The sequence below is a fragment of the Streptomyces tropicalis genome, from assembly GCF_029269835.1.
In the GTDB taxonomy this organism is placed as follows: domain Bacteria; phylum Actinomycetota; class Actinomycetes; order Streptomycetales; family Streptomycetaceae; genus Streptomyces; species Streptomyces tropicalis.
This window is the reverse complement of sequence record NZ_JARJBB010000009.1, coordinates 198,983-214,795: the sequence shown is the minus strand read 5'-3', so window position 1 is coordinate 214,795 and position 15,813 is coordinate 198,983. Positions and strand designations below refer to the sequence as shown.

Below are 15,813 nucleotides of genomic sequence, written 5' to 3'. Positions count from 1 at the left end.
CGCACGCGAGTCGTCACGTTCCGTGCTCAAGGGTGGGCCGATCGCCCTACGCTCGACAGGTGTCGCAGCCTTACTTTTCGGCTCGTAAGGAACGGAAGTGATGCCTTGGCCCACGGAATTGACCCCGGTGCGTCGATGGCGGCGCTGTTCGGCGTACGGGTGCGCAGGCTCCGCACGGCGGCCGGACTGACCCAGGCGGAGCTCGGTGCCATGACGCACGTGGTGAGCACGCGGATCACGCAGATCGAGCGGGCGTCCGGGGCGAGGCCGACGCTGGAGCTGGCGCGTGCGCTGGACGCGGCGCTCGGCGCGGACGACCTGCTGGTCGAGCTGTGGCCGTACGTGTACCGGGAGGCGTTTCCGGACTGGTCGCGGGCGTTCATCGCGCACTCGGAGCGGGCCGTGTCCATCCGTGAGTACGCGGCGCACGTGGTGCCCGGCCTGTTGCAGACCAGGGAGTACGCGAGAGCCGTCCTGAGTGTCGGCCTGACGCTCAGCGGTGACGACCAGTTGGAGGAGCGGCTCACCGTCCGCATGACGCGGCAGGAACGGCTCAGGTCGTCCGACCGGCCGGAGCTCTGGGTGGTGCTCGACGAGGCGGTCCTCAGGCGCCCGATCGGCGGGCGCGAGGCGATGCGCGCGCAGTTGGAGGTGCTGCTCAACACGGCGTCGGAGCACCACGTCACCGTCCAAGTGCTGCCATTCGACCAGGGCGAGCACGACGCGATGGGCGGTTCCCTCACGGTGTTGACGTTGCCCGACGGCTCCGAAGTCGCCTACACGGAAGGCGCGCACTACGGCCAACTTGTCGAGGATCCGGCCGAGGTCGGGCGTTTCACGGTGACCTACGATCGGCTACGGGCGAACGCCCTGCCCCCGCTCATGTCGCTCGACATGATCCGATCCGCGATGGAGGGCTACAACCGTGGAGCGAATGTCCCGTCCCGATCTGATCGCCGCCGCGTGGCGCAGGAGCAGCTACAGCAATCAGGAGGGCGGGAACTGCGTGGAGGTGGCCGACGGGTTCCGGGCCGTCGTCCCCGTCCGTGACAGCAAGGTCCCGCACGGCGCCGCGCTGTGCTTCGGAGCCGCCGCCTGGACCGCCTTCATAGGCGGCCTGACGGCCGGGCACCGCCGTCCCTGAGGCGGCCGGGCCCCGGCCGCCGTCCGTCGCCCGGGCTCACCGGGCCCTCGTCCGCGAGGGCCCGGCGGGCCACTGGCCTCCTGAAAGAACCGGGGGAAAGAACCACCCGCCCACCCACCCTCCCCGCGCCGGACGGCGGGCGTCACCCGTCCGGGTGACCGGCTTGCAGGGGTGGGACGGGGACGGCTACGTTCGCCGCGACAACCGCAGACAGATCGGCCCCCGGCCGGGACGGCAATCCCGATCGAGGGCCTGACCGCTCAGGAAGACCCACTTCCCGATGGCTGACCCGCAGTCTAACGCGCGCCTGCGCGCCGACGCCGGAGCTCCGACCTCCGGCGTGATCCACGTACGCACCCGCCTCACGGCCGACTTCACCGTGGTCGCCAACGCCCTCGCCCAGCGGCGCGGGAGCGCCGTCACGGTCGGCGTGGCGGTGTACATCCTCTCCCTGCCCACCGGCTCTCCTGTGACCATCGCCGCCCTGTGCGAGCACTTCACCGAGGGGGAGATCCTGATCTCGCGCGCGCTCCGGGAACTCGAGGCCGCCGGCTACCTGGAACGCCGCCGCGAGCGCCTGCCCACCGGGCGGATCCGCACCCGCACGTACGTCCACGACGTACCGGGCGGCGGCCCGGCCCCGGACGGGCCGCCGCGACCGCCCGGGCCGCGCCGCCCCCGGAGGTCTCCGGCCGCCGAGGAGGCCGCGCCCCCACCGGCGACCGCAGCCGAGGCGTCGCCCACCATGGCAGGGGAAGAGCCGCAGGAGCCGGCCTCGCTCGCCGACGCCGACCCCCGGGCGCTCGCCGTCCTGACCTCGCTCCGCCGCGTCGATCCGCGTCTCGTCCTGTCCGGACGGGAGGCCGTGCGTCTCGCGCCGGCCGTCGCCCAGTGGCTCGCGGCCGGTGTGGCACCGTCGCAGGTCACGGCGCTGCTGACCGCACGGCTCCCCGACGAGCTCCTGACCCGTCCGGCGCGGATCCTCGCCTTCCGCCTCCGGGAGACCCCGCTGCCCGCGCCGCCCGCGCCACCGGACCCACAGGTCACGGGGCGACCGGCCGTGCACCCGTTCCAGACCTGCGACGGCTGCGAGCGCGCCTTCCGCGCACCGGAGCCCGGCCACTGCCGGGAATGCAGGTCCGGAGCCCCGGGGCATCACCATGGCCGTACCGCCGGGCCCGGTGACAAGGCACTGTCCGCCGTGTCCTGACCACACACGGGAAGGAGCCGTCCATGAGCCGTCGACGCGATCGTGCACACCGAGTTCCCCGAGGGATACACGGTCCTGTCCGCCCGGAGCCCGAGGCGGACGCCCGCTCCCCCCGCTAACCCCCGAGGGTCTTGAGCCGGGCCGCGGCCTCCTCCAGCACGTCCGTCCGCTTGCAGAAGGCGAAGCGGACGAAGGGGGCGCCCTCCTCGCGGTGGTCGTAGAAGACCGCGTTCGGGATGGCGACCACCCCGCAGCGCTCGGGCAGCGTGCGGCAGAAGGCGAAGCCGTCGCTCTCGCCGAGGGGGCGGATGTCGGTGGTGACGAAGTACGTGCCGGCCGGCCTGTAGACCGCGAAGCCCGCCTGCTCCAGGCCGCCCGCCAGCAGGTCGCGCTTGGTCCGCATGTCGGCGCGGAACGCGTCGAAGTACGAGTCCGGCATGCCCAGCGCCTCGGCCACCGCGTACTGGAACGGCCCGGACGCCACGTACGTCAGGAACTGCTTCGCCGAGCGCACCGCCGTGACCAGGCCGGGGGGCCCGGTGATCCAGCCGACCTTCCAGCCGGTGAAGGAGAAGGTCTTGCCCGCCGAGCCGATGGTCACCGTGCGCTCGCGCATCCCGGGCAGGGTCGCCATCGGCACGTGCTCGGCGCCGTCGAAGACCAGGTGCTCGTACACCTCGTCCGTGACGACCAGCAGGTCCCGCTCCACCGCCAGCGCGGCGATCGCGGTCAGCTCCTCGCGGGTGAGGACCGTGCCGGTCGGGTTGTGCGGGGTGTTGACCAGCAGCAGGCGGGTCCGGTCGGTGACCGCGTCGCGCAGCTCGTCCAGGTCGAGGCGGAAGCGGGCCCGCTCCGGGTCCGGGCGCAGCGTGACCGGCACCCGCTTCCCGCCCGCCATCGCGATGCAGGCCGCGTAGGAGTCGTAGTACGGCTCCAGGGCGACGACCTCGTCCCCGGGCTCCAGCAGCGCCAGCAGCGAGGCGGCGATGGCCTCCGTGGCGCCCGCGGTCACCAGGACCTCCGTGTCCGGGTCGAAGTCCAGGCCGTAACGGCGCCGCTGGTGCGCCGCGACCGCCGCGCGCAGCTCCGGGACCCCCGGCCCCGGCGGGTACTGGTTGCCGCGCCCGTCCCGCAGCGCGCGCACCGCCGCCTCGCGGATCTCCTCGGGGCCGTCCGTGTCCGGGAAGCCCTGGCCCAGGTTGATCGAGCCCGTGCGGGCCGCGAGCGCGGACATCTCGGCGAAGATCGTCGTCCCGAACTCGGTGAGCCGGCGGTTCAGGGGCGGGCGTGCGCTGGAGGTCATGGCGGCCATCCTGCGCCGAAGCTCTGTGGTTCCTCAACACCGCTTCGCCGACGGGCACCTGTGCTGGCACCCGGAGCACCGCCTCGGAGCAGGGGAGGAGCCGCTCCCCGCCCGTGCGCAGGGGAGCAGCGGGTGGAGGTCGTCCGGCACGGAGGGGGACATCGTGGGGAAGCGCACGTTCCTGACCCGGGCGCACCGCAGCCCCACGGCGGCATGCGTGCTCGCTGCGTGGTGGGCGGCAGCAGCCGTGCGGTGGCTCATCGATCACCCGGACGCAGACGGCACGTGCGTCCTCACAGGAGCGTGCTTGCCCGGGCAAGTGCCACTGCGGCGCTGAGAAGGAGCGCGCCGAGAACGATCCTGCGGAAGTGTGCTCCGTCGAGGGAGCTCAGTACCCGGCTTCCGGTCCATCCTCCGATCGCGCTGGCAAGCCCGCCGACCAGGCACAGCTGCCAGGTGCTTCGGCTCGCTTCGCCGGACCAGAAGAACCCGGCGACGCCCAGTGCCCCACTGAAGGTGAACACCGCCGCGAGGGTGGCGCGGAAGGCCCGCGGCTCCAGGCCGAACGTGCGGACGGCCGTCGCCAGGGGCGGACCGTAGGTACCGGTGGCGGTCAGGAGCAGGCCCGAAAGCGCTCCGACGGCGCCGACCCTCAGCGGTGTCGGCTCCAACTTCCACCCGCGCCAGACGATGGCGGCACACCCCGTCACCACCACGGCGATCAGCGCGGTCAGCGTCGACGCCGACACCTCGGACAGGACGAGCAGCCCCAGGGGCATGCCGAGCAGGGCTGTCCCGGAGAACGCCAGCGCGACCGGCCAGCGCACATGGCGGTGGTCGGCCATCGCGGTGGCGGTGGTCAGGAGGAGGCTGACCTCTCCGACCGTCACCACGGCGGCCTTGGGATCGATGACTGATCCGAGCAGGGGGACGGCGACCAGGGCGAATCCGAACCCGGTCACCGACTGGGCGAAGGCCGCCACGGCAAAGATCAGGAACACCGGGACCGTGGCCATTCCGCCTCCCACCGCGCAGCCGGCTCCCCGCCGATCAGGCGGCACGGTAGCAGCCGCCGGTTCGGAGCAGCCCCGCCGGAGAACGGCCCACTCGTCAACTGAAGCGCTCAGGCGCAGTCATCCTCGACCGACTCGGCGCCCAAGGGGGAGCGGGACCGTGTGGCGACCCGGTGAGACCCCGACGGCCGTCGATCTGCTCTTCTGTGCAGGTCAGGGGCGTTTTCCTGGCGTCGACCCTCAGAAGTTCCTCAAGTGTGCTTTGGCCCGCGCGGCGGCCGGGCATCCCCCCGTCACGCAGCGCACGGGGCGCCCACGGGGGGCCGCCTCGCGGGACGCGCGGAAAGGAGGGTGACGTCATGATCGTCGGCATCGCCCTGGCAGTGCTGGTGGGACTCGTGGCGGTGCGCGCGGCGTTGACCTCCCGCCGGCGCACGCTTCACGGAACGTCCCTGCGGAAGGGATCGCGCAGCTCGTCGGCCTCCGCCGGGTCCGGCGGCGCGAGCGGCGCCTGGTGGGCCGCGGGGGACGGCGGCGGCTCGTCGTCGGGCGGACACCACGGCGGTGGCCACCACGGCGGCGGGCACCACTCCTGCGGGGGTCACTCCTCCTGCGGCGGCGGATCCTCCTGCGGAGGGGGTTCGGGCTGCGGGGGCGGATGCGGCGGAGGCAGCTGACACGGGGCAGCCCGGCTCCCAGGGGGAGCCGCATCCGCGCGGGCGCCCGCCGGGAGAGCACTCCGGGCGGGCGCCCGGTCGCAGGCCGGTGTGCGCCGGCGCACCTGATGGTTGAACAGTTGAGCTGTGGGGCCCTCTAGGGGATGGAAACCCCACGAAGTTGGGTAAAAACGCTGTGGCGAAACCGCCGTCCATGATTCCCTCTACATCACCGACGCAGCCCCTCGGACGCCCCGCACCCCTTCCTGAACTGGGCTGACCGGGCCGTCCCCCTGTGTCGACCGGGGTGCGTCGGCCCCACACCTCCCCTTTCTTCATTCTTTGCGTGCAAGCGGAGCCGATCCATGCTCACGACCCTGAAGACCTCCTACACCGACACGCGCGCGGCCGACCTCGCCTGGGCTCTGGGGCGTGAGCCGCTCCCTGCGCTGGCCACGCTCGACCTCGAACTGGAAGGCGTGAGAGTCCAGTTGAGACTGCTGGGCGCGTCCCACCAGGTGCTCCTCGAAGAGGAGCGGGGCATCTGCTCGGAGACGGTCGCCTGCATCTCGGGCTCCAGCACGCCGCTGCCGCTCGGGGTCGCCAAGCGGGTCGACGACTGGGAGTACGAGTTCGCCGCCCGCGTCGAGAAGTTGTCCCCGGGGTCCTTCGCCGGCCGCGCCCAGGAACTGCTCGCCCTCGTCTGCGACCATCCGCACGGCCTGGCCGGGGTGTTCCCGGGCAGCCCGCACGCGTTCACGGCGATGCTCGCGCAGCGGCACGGCGGCCAGGTGCACTGGCGGACCTGGCACGCCTACCCGCAGGACGGCCAACTGGTGGCCACCCGTACCACCGTCGGGGCGCGCCGGTCGGCGCTGGCGCGAGCACATTGAGCCGTTCAAACTCCCGTGCCCCAGGCGCCTCTTATTCCACACGTGTGGGTGACGAAGCGTGCCACGGCCGTGACGTAACGTCGCAGTCGTGATCGAACACCACGCCCCGGCCCCGCCCTGCCCGGCACCGCCCTGGGGCGGACCCGCGACGCTGCCCGTCCGGCCGGGAACCGGCAGGTTCCTCGTCCTCGCGGGCGTCTTCGTCTGTGCGGCCTGCGGACTGGTGTACGAGCTCGAACTCGTCGCTCTCGCCTCGTACTTGATCGGGGACACGGTCACCCAGGCGTCCGTGGTGCTGTCCGTCATGGTCTTCGCCATGGGCATCGGCTCACTGCTGGCCAAGCGGCTGCGCTGGCACGCCGCCGGCGCGTTCGGCGCGGTCGAGGCGGTGCTCGCGCTCGTCGGCGGCTGCAGCGCGATGGCGCTGTACGCCGTCTTCGCCTGGACCGGCGGCTGGGGCGGCATGTGGGCGGACGGGCCGCGCTGCCTGCTGGTCGCCCTCTCCCTCGCCATGGGCCTGCTGATCGGCGCCGAGGTGCCGCTGCTGATGGAACTCATCCAGCGCATCCGGCGCCAGGACGCGGGCGGCGCCGTCGCCGACCTGTTCGCCGCGGACTACGTCGGCGCCCTCGTCGGAGGCCTCGCCTTCCCCTTCCTGCTGCTGCCGATGTTCGGCCAGCTGACCGGCGCGCTGCTCACCGGCGCGGTCAACGTGGTCGCCGGCGGCGCCCTCGTGCTCGGCCTGTTCCGGCGGGACCTCACCCCGCGCGGCCGCCGGCTGCTGCTCACCGCGAACCTCGCCGTGCTCGGCCTGCTCGCCTCGGCCGCCGCCCTGGTCGACGACTTCGAACGCGCCGCCCGGCACGCGGTCTACGGGGCGGAGGCCCGCGTGGCACCGCGCACCGGCTCCGAGGAGGTGGTCCTCACCGGCGGCAGCGGCGGGCGGCCCCTGGACCTCTACCTCGACGGGCGGCTGCGGGCCGGCGGCCCCGGCGAGCGCCGCTACCACGAGGCGCTCGTCCGCCCCGTCATGGCCGGACCCCACGCCCGCGTGCTGGTCCTCGGCGGCGACGGGCTGGCCGTGCGCGAGGTCCTGCGCCACCGGGGCGTCCGGCGGGTCGACGTCGTCGAGCCCGACCCGGGCGTCCTCCGCCTGGCCCGCACCGATCCGGCCCTCGCACGGCTCAACGGCCACGCGTACGCCGACCCGCGCGTCCACGCGGTCGCGGCCGACGCCTTCGGCCGGCTGCGCGGGACGCCCCCGGCCTCCTACGACGTGGTCATCGAGGACCTGCCCGACCCGTCCGTCACCGACAGCACCAAGCTCTACGCGCAGGAGTTCTACGGGCTGGCCCGGCGGGCCCTGGCCGCGGACGGGCGGCTGGTCGTCCACGCCGGTCCGGTCGCCTCCCGGCCGCGGGTGTTCTGGACGGTCGAGGCGACGATCCGCGCCGCCGGGCTGCGCACCGCCCCCTACCGCGTCCCCGGGCCCGGCGCGGGCCCCGCCGCCGCGCCCGCCCGCGGGGCGGCGGCCTCCCGCGGACCCGGCGACTGGGGCTTCGTCCTCGCCGCCCGGACCCCGCCCGGCCTCCGCCCGGACCCGGGCGCCCCGCGGCCCGCCACGCTCACCCCGGCCGTGCTCGCCGCCGACGCGCGCGCCGCGGACCGCACCCGGGTGGCGGGTCTGCCCCCGTCGACCCTGGTGCATCCGCGGTACGGGGACTGACGGGGCGCCGGACAGGGGACGTGGGCGGTGCGGGGCGGCGGCCGGGGAGGGTGCCGGACGCCGCGGGGGCCGCACCAACACCGGCCGGACCGATGGCGCCGGGAACGTATCCCCGGCGCGCAAACTGGGTACCCTCGGCTGACATGGAGCACCAGGTGTTCGTCCCGGTCCCGGCCCGGCTGCTGCGGGTGGCGCTCGCCGACCCCGCACAGGTGGCCCGGGCGGTCCCGGGGCTCCAGCAGGACCCGGGCGCCGACCCGGTCGCGGGGCGCCTGAAGGTGCGCGTCGGCGGCCACTCCATCACCTACCGCGGCGCCGTCCGCCTGACGGCCCGCGACGACGGCGGGACCGACGTGACGGGCGACGCGGCGGAGTCCCGCGGCACCGGCTCGGTCACGCTCGCGCTGATCCTGCGGGTGCGGGACGCCGAAGGGGGCTGCGTCCTCGCCGTCTCGGGCACCGCGACCGCCGACGGCCGCGTCGCCGAACTGCCCCGGGACGCGGTGCACTCGGCGGGCACCCGCCTGCTGAACCGTTTCGCGGAAAACCTGGCCGCGGGGACGGGAACGGCGGAGACGGAACGGGCGGAGGGGGCGGCCGGGCCCGCCGGGGCCGCGGGGCCCGCCGAGCCGGTCGGCCCGGCCGGGACGCCCGACGCCGCCGAGCCGTCCGGTCCCGCTGCGGCATCCGACTCCGCCGAGGGGGACGGGGCCGGTGGGGCGGAAGGAGACGGGGGGTCCGACGGGGACGCGGCTCCCGCGGAAACGGAAACGGAAGCGACGCCGGAGCCGGAGATGGACAAGGACAAGGACAAGGACACTGCCGCGGACGCGGACGCGGACGCGGACACCGGGGCCGGGCCGGGTGCCGGGGAGGTGTCCCGGGGCCGGGCCGGCGGTGGTGCCGGACCGGCGCGGGCCGAGGATTTCACGGGTGCGGGCGAGCCGCCCGCCGAGGCGGCCCACGCACGGCGCACGATGATCGGCCGCAGCGCCGAGGAGGTGGACCACGCCCCGCCCCGCGGCCGTTACGCGCCGGTGCCCGCCCCGCTCACCGTCTCCACCAGCCCCACCCTGCGCTGGGCGGCCCCTGCGGCGGCCCTGGTGGTGGCGTCCGCGATCGTGGTCGGCCGCGCGCTGCGCCGCCGCCGCTGAACCGGGGCGCCTCGCCGACGGCCCGTCGACACCGGTCCGCCGCCGGACGCCGCACGGACCGGGCGTATCCCGCCTTCTTGATCGGCCCAGTAGCCTCGTGGCGTGAGCAACGAAGACATCACGCTGACCGCGGGCGACGCGGAGGCGACCGTGCAGCCGGGCAACGGGGGCCGGATCGGGGGGCTGCGCGTCGGCGGCCTCGAACTGCTCCGCCAGGGCGAGCGGTTCGGCTGCTTCCCGATGGTCCCCTGGTGCGGCCGCATCCGCGACGGCCGGTTCATGGACGGCGCCACCGTCCACCAGATGCCGCTCAACTCCCCGCCGCACGCCATCCACGGCACCGTCCGGGACGGCGCCTGGCGCACGGCCCGCGCCTCCCGGAGCGAGGCGGTCCTCACGTACGACCTGGTCGAGCCGTGGCCCTATCCGGGGCGTGTCACCCAGGTGGTGGCCCTGACGGAGGACTCCCTGACCCTGACGATGTCGGTGGAGACGTACGGCTCCTCCTTCCCTGCGCAGATCGGGTGGCACCCGTGGTTCCGGCGCAACCTGGGAGGGACCGCCGCCGAGGACGCCCGGCTCGACTTCGGCCCCGCCTGGCAGGAGGAGCGCGGCGCCGACCACCTGCCCACCGGCAAGCGCCTCGACCCCCTGCCCGGCCCCTGGGACGACTGCTTCGGCATGCCCGGCGGCGTCGACGTCACCCTCACCTGGCCCGGCTGGCTGGAACTGAAGGTGACCAGCCCCGAGGAGTGGGTCGTCGTCTACGACGAGCAGGAGGCCGCGGTGTGCGTGGAGCCGCAGACCGGGCCGCCCGACGGCCTGAACACCCGGCCGCGCCTGGTCACACCGCTGGAGCCGCTGGAGGCCACGACGACCTGGACGTGGCGCCGCCCCTAAGCTGGCTGCCATGAGTGACGTACGGGGCGAGCTGCTCCAGCAGATCAAGGACAAGGCCGTGGTGCACGGCACGGTGACGCTGTCGTCGGGCAAGGAGGCCGACTACTACATCGACCTGCGCCGCATCACCCTCGACGGGGTGGCCGCGCCCCTGGTCGGCCAGGTCATGCTCGACCTGACCGCGGACCTGGACTTCGACGCGGTCGGCGGCCTCACCCTGGGCGCGGACCCGGTGGCCACCGCGATGCTGCACGCCTCCGCCGCCCGCGGCCGGACGCTGGACGCGTTCGTGGTCCGCAAGGCGGGCAAGGCGCACGGCCTCCAGCGCCGGATCGAGGGCGCCGAGGTCGCCGGCCGCCGCGTCCTCGCGGTCGAGGACACCTCCACCACCGGCGGTTCCGTGCTCACGGCGGTCGAGGCGCTGCGCGAGGCCGGTGCCGAGGTCGTCGCGGTCGCCACCATCGTCGACCGGGCGACGGGCGCCGCCGAGGCGATCGCCGAGAAGGCGGGCGTGCCCTACGTGTTCGCGTACTCGAAGGACGACCTGGACCTCGACTAGGTCCCCCCGGGTCCCTCCGGGCCACCCGCCCGCGCCGGGCCGCCGCGACGACGGCGGCGGACCCGCGCGGCGGGTCCGGCCGACCCGTTATCCACAGGCTGGACAGGGTGTCCTTGGGATCCGGTCCTGTCTGCGAAGATGGGGCCGACGATGACGTCACCCCCTAGGTCAGGGCCTTCAGTACGCAGCACGCAAACCCGCACATACGAGGAGCGGACAGATGCCCATCGCAACCCCCGAGGTCTACAACGAGATGCTCGACCGGGCGAAGGCAGGCAAGTTCGCCTACCCGGCCATCAACGTGACGTCCTCCCAGACCCTGCACGCGGCGCTGCGCGGTTTCGCCGAGGCGGAGAGCGACGGCATCGTCCAGATCTCGACGGGTGGCGCCGAGTTCCTGGGCGGCCAGTACGACAAGGACATGGTCACCGGCGCCGTCGCGCTGGCCGAGTTCGCGCACATCGTCGCCGAGAAGTACCCGGTCAACATCGCGCTGCACACCGACCACTGCCCGAAGGACAAGCTCGACGGGTACGTGCGCCCGCTGATCGCCCTCTCGGAGAAGCGCGTCCAGGCCGGTCTGGACCCGCTCTTCCAGTCCCACATGTGGGACGGCTCCGCGGAGACCCTCGCCGACAACCTCGCCATCGCGCAGGAGCTGCTGGAGCGCGCCCGCGCCGCGAAGATCGTGCTCGAGGTCGAGATCACCCCGACCGGCGGCGAGGAGGACGGCGTCTCCCACGAGATCAACGACTCCCTCTACACGACGGCCGAGGACGCGATCCGCACCGCCGAGGCGCTCGGCCTCGGCGACAAGGGCCGCTACCTGCTCGCCGCCTCCTTCGGCAACGTGCACGGCGTCTACAAGCCGGGCAACGTGGTGCTCCGCCCCGACCTCCTGAAGGAGCTCAACGAGGGCGTGGCCGCGAAGTACGGCCTGTCCGCCGGCAGCCAGCCGTTCGACTTCGTCTTCCACGGCGGCTCGGGCTCCACCGAGGACGAGATCCGCACCGCCCTGGAGAACGGCGTCGTGAAGATGAACATCGACACCGACACCCAGTACGCCTTCACCCGCCCGGTCGTGGACCACATGTTCCGCAACTACGACGGCGTGCTGAAGGTCGACGGCGAGGTCGGCTCCAAGAAGGCCTACGACCCGCGCACCTGGGGCAAGCTCGCCGAGACGTCGATGTCGCAGCGCGTCGTCGAGGCCTGCGGCAACCTGCGCTCCACGGGCACCCGCATCAAGTAGCCGGCGGTCCCCGACGGCCGGTGACGGGCCCGGCGCGCTCCGCGCCCGGGCCCGTCGTCCGTCTGGCCGCGCGGCGGCGGGCGCGGGATGATCCCCCCATGGCTGTCACCGCGCAGCACGCTCCCGCCGTGCGGATCTCCACCCCCGCCGGGCGCTGGATCCTCTTCACGACGGTGCTCGGCTCCAGCATGGCCCTGCTGGACTCCACCGTCGTCAACGTCGCGCTGCCCCGTATCGGCGAGGACCTGGACGCGAGCCTGGCCGCCCTCCAGTGGACGGTCAACGCGTACATGCTCACCCTGGCCGGGCTGATCCTGCTCGGCGGCTCCCTCGGCGACCGGTACGGGCGGCGCAGGATCTTCGTGCTCGGCGTGGTCTGGTTCGCCGCCGCCTCCCTGCTGTGCGGCTTCGCCCCGAACCCGGCCGTGCTGGTCGCATCCCGGGCCCTGCAGGGCATCGGCGGCGCCCTGCTCACCCCCGGCTCCCTCGCGCTCATCCAGGCGTCCTTCCACCCGGACGACCGGGCCCGCGCGGTGGGCCTGTGGTCCGGCTTCGGCGGCATCGGGGCGGCCGTGGGCCCGTTCGTCGGTGGCTGGCTGGTGGACGGGCCGGGCTGGCGCTGGGTGTTCCTGCTCAACGTCCCGCTGGCCCTGGTCTGCGCCCCGGTCGCCGTCCGGCACGTCCCGGAGTCCTCCTCGCCCGCACCGGTCGCGGCGGGGGAGCCGGGGACCGGGGGGTCCGGCGGGCACCGGCACTTCGACGTGCTCGGCGCGGTGCTCGGCGCGCTCTCCCTGGCCCTGGTCACCTATGCGCTCATCGAGGCCCGCAGCGGCTCTCCGGCGATCGTGCTGTCCGCGGTCGCGGGCGTCGCGGCGGGCGTCGCCTTCGTCACGGTGGAGAAGCGCCGGGCCGACCCGATGATGCCGCTCGACATCTTCGCCTCCCGCCAGTTCACCGCGGTCAACCTGGTCACCCTGTGCGTGTACGCGGCGTTCGGCGGCTTCTTCTTCCTCACCGCCCTCCAGCTCCAGGTGGTGGCAGGCTACTCGGCGCTCCAGGCGGGCACCGCCCTGCTGCCGACGACCGCCCTCATGCTCCTGTTCTCGGCCCGCTCGGGCGCCCTCGCCGACCGCATCGGCCCCCGGATCCCGCTGACCGTGGGGCCGCTTCTGTGCGCGGGGGCGATGCTGCTGATGCTGCGGGTCGGCAAGGGCGCGGACTACCCGACCGACGTCCTGCCGGCGCTGCTGGTGATGGGCGCCGGCATGGTCACCCTCGTCGCGCCGCTGACCGCCACCGTGCTGGCCTCGGTGGACACCGCGCGGGCGGGCCTGGCCAGCGGCATCAACAACGCGGCCGCCCGTGCGGCAGGGCTGCTCGCGGTGGCCGCGCTGCCACTGCTGGCCGGGATGGGCCCGGAGGCGTACCGCTCGGCGGACGTCTTCGACGCCGCGTTCCGGCGGGCCATGCCGATCTGCGCGGGGGTGCTGGTGGCGGCGTCGGTCCTGGCCTGCGCGACGGTCCGCCGCCCGGTCCCGGGCTGCCGCCACCCCGAGTGCCGCACCCACGGCTGCGTGACGGCACCGCCCCTGGAGAACGGCTCCCGCCCCACGGGCCGGGGCACCCCGGACATCCCGTCAGGCCCGGCGGGCGGCCAGGGCCCCGGCGGCGGACGCCGCTCCGGCCCCGGGGACGGCCCGGCCCCGCGCCCGTGACACGCCCCGGGCCGGTGCCCGGCGCGGGCCCGGGAGTCCGGGTGCCGCCGATTCCTGAGGAGCGGCGGCACACTCCTTCGAACTGCGGTGACTGTTACCGCTTCAGCTCGTCGTACGCCTCGGCGCTGCTGTCCTTGAGGAACTGCCAGCACCGTTCCGTCTCGTCCTTCTCGTTGATCTCGCCGGCGGCGCGGGCGAGGGCGGCGAGGCAGCGCAGGAACCCGCGATTGGCCCGGTGGTCCCACGGGACGGGGCCGTGCCCCTTCCACCCGGCCCGGCGGAGCGCGTCCAGACCGCGGTGATACCCCGTGCGCGCGTACGCGTACGACTCGACCACTCGCCCCGCCTCGAAGGCGTCCTCGGCGAGCATGGCCCAGGCGAGTGAGAACGTCGGGTGCTTCGCCGCGACCTCGACCGGAGGCTGGGACTCCTCGCCCAGGAGGCGCCACGCCTCTTCGTTCTCCGGGAGGTACGTCGGCTCCGGGCCGCCGAGCAGGTTCTTGTGCGTCGTCATGGATGCAGTCTGCCACCCGGTGCGGAAGATGCGGCACCACGATGCGGGCCTTCCCGCCGCACCGGAAGCCGAGGACGTCCTCGCAGTTCAGGTATGCGTGCCCCGGCAGGAACCACGGTGATGAGGAGCGTCGAGCCGCCGTTCTCAAGGTCTTCCGCGCGGTCGTCGTCAGGCCCGCGGCCAACGGGCCGATCCGCGATCCGGCGGACATCGAGCCGGTGCCCGGGTGACAGACGAAGGCCGGGCCCATGGGGGCAGGGGCCCGGCTTCGTCCATGCGGGCGCCTGGGCGGTCAGGCCCGGGGGCCATGCCGAGGATCCGGGGCGGATCCTCGATCCACTCCTCGCCCCGCTGCGGGATGCGCACACATCGTTCGGCGGCCGGCGCCTGCGATCCCGACGCGGATGACGTCTGTCAGCGAATGTCCGCGAGGAGGATGGCGAGTTCGGCTTGCTGGTGCGCCGGCGACATCGGCGGATTCGGGTGGTCGATGCCGAAGGTCTTCAGGACGCTGTCCATCTGGGCGTCGATGAACGTCCAGCCGGTGTTGTCCAGCGGCTGCAGCGAGGCCTGGTCCGCATCCCAGAGATCACGCAGGGACTGGGCGGCGGCGTGGGCCCCGGCCGCGTTCCCCGACCGTGAGTCCTTGAGCGAGGTCGATGCGAGTGCCCTCAGGGCGCCGACCTTCGCCGGAGGGAACTTCTTCACGGCCTGGCCGGGGGCGAGATGAGCGGTGGAGGTGGCGTCGGTCTCCGGCGCCGGGCCGACGTGCGGCTGGCTGTGGGCCCAGACCAGCAGGCCCCCGGTGGCGACGGCGAGGAGGCCGAAGCCCGCCAGCGCGATGCGCTCCCGGCGCGGGTCGGCGGTGACCTGCGGGGTGTGTGTGGCCTCGTAGGTCTCGGTCACGTCCGAGCGCGTCACCGTCAGGTAGACGACCGTCGCCAGGATCAGGCCGAGGAAGATCAGGCTGGTGGTGAAGGTGCCCAGTGCAAGGCCGGTCGGGTCGCCCGGGCTCTGGGCGACCTTCGGGGAGGCGAGCCAGTCGCCGATGTTGGCGCCCAGCGGGCGGGTCAGGATGTAGGCGATCCAGAAGGACAGCACCGGGTTCGCGCCGGACTTCCACAGCAACGTGGTCGCCGCGATGAGGCCGAGCGGCAGCAGGACCGAGACTCCCGGGCTCCAGCCGGTGAGCTCGAGGGTCCAGTCGCCGGTCGCGGTACCGAGCGCGAAGGTGACGAGGACGGCGAGCCAGTAGAACGACTCACGCGGCAGGGTCGTGACCGAGTGGATCGAGAGGGTGCGCTCGCGCAGCCACCACACGCCGAAGACCACGGCGAGCAGGACCGAGAACACGGCGGAGCTGATCCACAGCGGCACGTTGAGCTGGTCGGTCAGGATGTCGGTGTACAGCGTGCCCGTGACACTGACCACGACCACGGTCAGCCAGTACGGGAACGGGACGTACCGCTTGAGCCGCAGCTGGACGCCCAGAACCACCACGAACACCGCGGTGAAGATCCAGGCCGTGTTCACCAGGCCGACGCCCAGCTTCATGTTGATCCAGTCGGCGAAACTCTCACCGACGGTCGTGCACAAGATCTTGATCACCCAGAACCAGATGGTGACCTCGGGAACCTTGTTCAGCAGGAGCCGCCCGCTGCGTGTGTGTGCCTCGCTTGTCGTTGTCATGCGACGAGGTTGGCCCGACCAACCTGTACACATCCTGACTACGTGGGCGCCTGGGGCGTGGGGAATGTCACCTCGGTACGACCGG

14 protein-coding genes are annotated in these 15,813 nt (G+C 73.6%); 10 read left to right on the top strand and 4 right to left on the bottom strand.

The features are described 5' to 3' along the window. Nucleotides 1-135 precede the first annotated feature (135 nt). From P3H78_RS19535 to P3H78_RS19525, 3 genes are all read left to right on the top strand, one after another. The gene (locus P3H78_RS19535; RefSeq protein ID WP_276110328.1) at nt 136-1,050 is read left to right on the top strand and encodes a helix-turn-helix domain-containing protein; all 915 of its coding nucleotides are present in this window, start codon (nt 136-138) and stop codon (nt 1,048-1,050) included. Further along, on the top strand, nt 1,007-1,144 hold the full coding sequence (locus P3H78_RS19530) for a DUF397 domain-containing protein (protein WP_276110327.1): 138 nt from the start codon (nt 1,007-1,009) through the stop codon (nt 1,142-1,144). Before P3H78_RS19535 ends, P3H78_RS19530 begins: the two co-directional genes overlap by 44 nt. A gap of 280 nt (nt 1,145-1,424) precedes the next feature. Next, nucleotides 1,425-2,354 carry a hypothetical protein gene (locus P3H78_RS19525; protein WP_276110326.1) on the top strand — a complete coding sequence of 310 codons (930 nt, stop codon included), beginning with the start codon at nt 1,425-1,427 and terminating at the stop codon, nt 2,352-2,354. Between the two features lie 115 nt (nt 2,355-2,469). On the opposite strand, the gene P3H78_RS19520 is transcribed toward P3H78_RS19525, so the two are convergent. Next, a complete protein-coding gene (locus P3H78_RS19520) occupies nt 2,470-3,666 on the bottom strand; it encodes a pyridoxal phosphate-dependent aminotransferase (RefSeq protein WP_276110325.1) in 1,197 nt (398 codons plus the stop codon). Nucleotides 3,667-3,950: 284 nt separating this feature from the next. Further along, the gene (locus P3H78_RS19515) at nt 3,951-4,673 is read right to left on the bottom strand and encodes a sulfite exporter TauE/SafE family protein (protein ID WP_276110324.1); all 723 of its coding nucleotides are present in this window, start codon (nt 4,671-4,673) and stop codon (nt 3,951-3,953) included. 1,018 nt (nt 4,674-5,691) lie between these two features. Between P3H78_RS19515 and P3H78_RS19510 the strand changes: the two genes are divergently transcribed. From P3H78_RS19510 to P3H78_RS19480, 7 genes are all read left to right on the top strand, one after another. Further along, nucleotides 5,692-6,219, top strand: a complete 528-nt coding sequence (locus P3H78_RS19510) for a DUF2617 family protein (RefSeq protein ID WP_276110323.1) — start codon at nt 5,692-5,694, stop codon at nt 6,217-6,219. A gap of 88 nt (nt 6,220-6,307) precedes the next feature. Continuing rightward, complete coding sequence (locus P3H78_RS19505; RefSeq protein WP_276110322.1) at nt 6,308-7,945, top strand: polyamine aminopropyltransferase; 1,638 nt, start codon at nt 6,308-6,310, stop codon at nt 7,943-7,945. Between the two features lie 143 nt (nt 7,946-8,088). After that, nucleotides 8,089-9,099, top strand: coding sequence for an SRPBCC domain-containing protein (locus P3H78_RS19500; RefSeq protein WP_276110321.1), 1,011 nt, complete (start codon nt 8,089-8,091; stop codon nt 9,097-9,099). Between the two features lie 102 nt (nt 9,100-9,201). Then, nucleotides 9,202-9,999 (top strand): aldose epimerase family protein, encoded by a 798-nt coding sequence (locus tag P3H78_RS19495; protein ID WP_276110320.1) that lies wholly within the window; start codon nt 9,202-9,204, stop codon nt 9,997-9,999. Between the two features lie 10 nt (nt 10,000-10,009). Further along, on the top strand, nt 10,010-10,558 hold the full coding sequence (pyrE, locus tag P3H78_RS19490; protein ID WP_276110319.1) for an orotate phosphoribosyltransferase: 549 nt from the start codon (nt 10,010-10,012) through the stop codon (nt 10,556-10,558). Between the two features lie 220 nt (nt 10,559-10,778). Next, nucleotides 10,779-11,810: a class II fructose-bisphosphate aldolase gene (gene fbaA / locus P3H78_RS19485; RefSeq protein WP_276110318.1), complete on the top strand. Its 1,032-nt coding sequence runs from the start codon at nt 10,779-10,781 to the stop codon at nt 11,808-11,810. Nucleotides 11,811-11,908: 98 nt separating this feature from the next. Next, nucleotides 11,909-13,525 (top strand): MFS transporter, encoded by a 1,617-nt coding sequence (locus P3H78_RS19480; RefSeq protein WP_276110317.1) that lies wholly within the window; start codon nt 11,909-11,911, stop codon nt 13,523-13,525. A 94-nt stretch (nt 13,526-13,619) separates the two neighbouring features. On the opposite strand, the gene P3H78_RS19475 is transcribed toward P3H78_RS19480, so the two are convergent. Next, nucleotides 13,620-14,039 (bottom strand): DUF3151 domain-containing protein, encoded by a 420-nt coding sequence (locus tag P3H78_RS19475; protein ID WP_276110316.1) that lies wholly within the window; start codon nt 14,037-14,039, stop codon nt 13,620-13,622. A gap of 414 nt (nt 14,040-14,453) precedes the next feature. Next, nucleotides 14,454-15,728, bottom strand: a complete 1,275-nt coding sequence (locus P3H78_RS19470) for a COG4705 family protein (protein WP_276110315.1) — start codon at nt 15,726-15,728, stop codon at nt 14,454-14,456. Between the last annotated feature and the right edge of the window lie 85 nt (nt 15,729-15,813).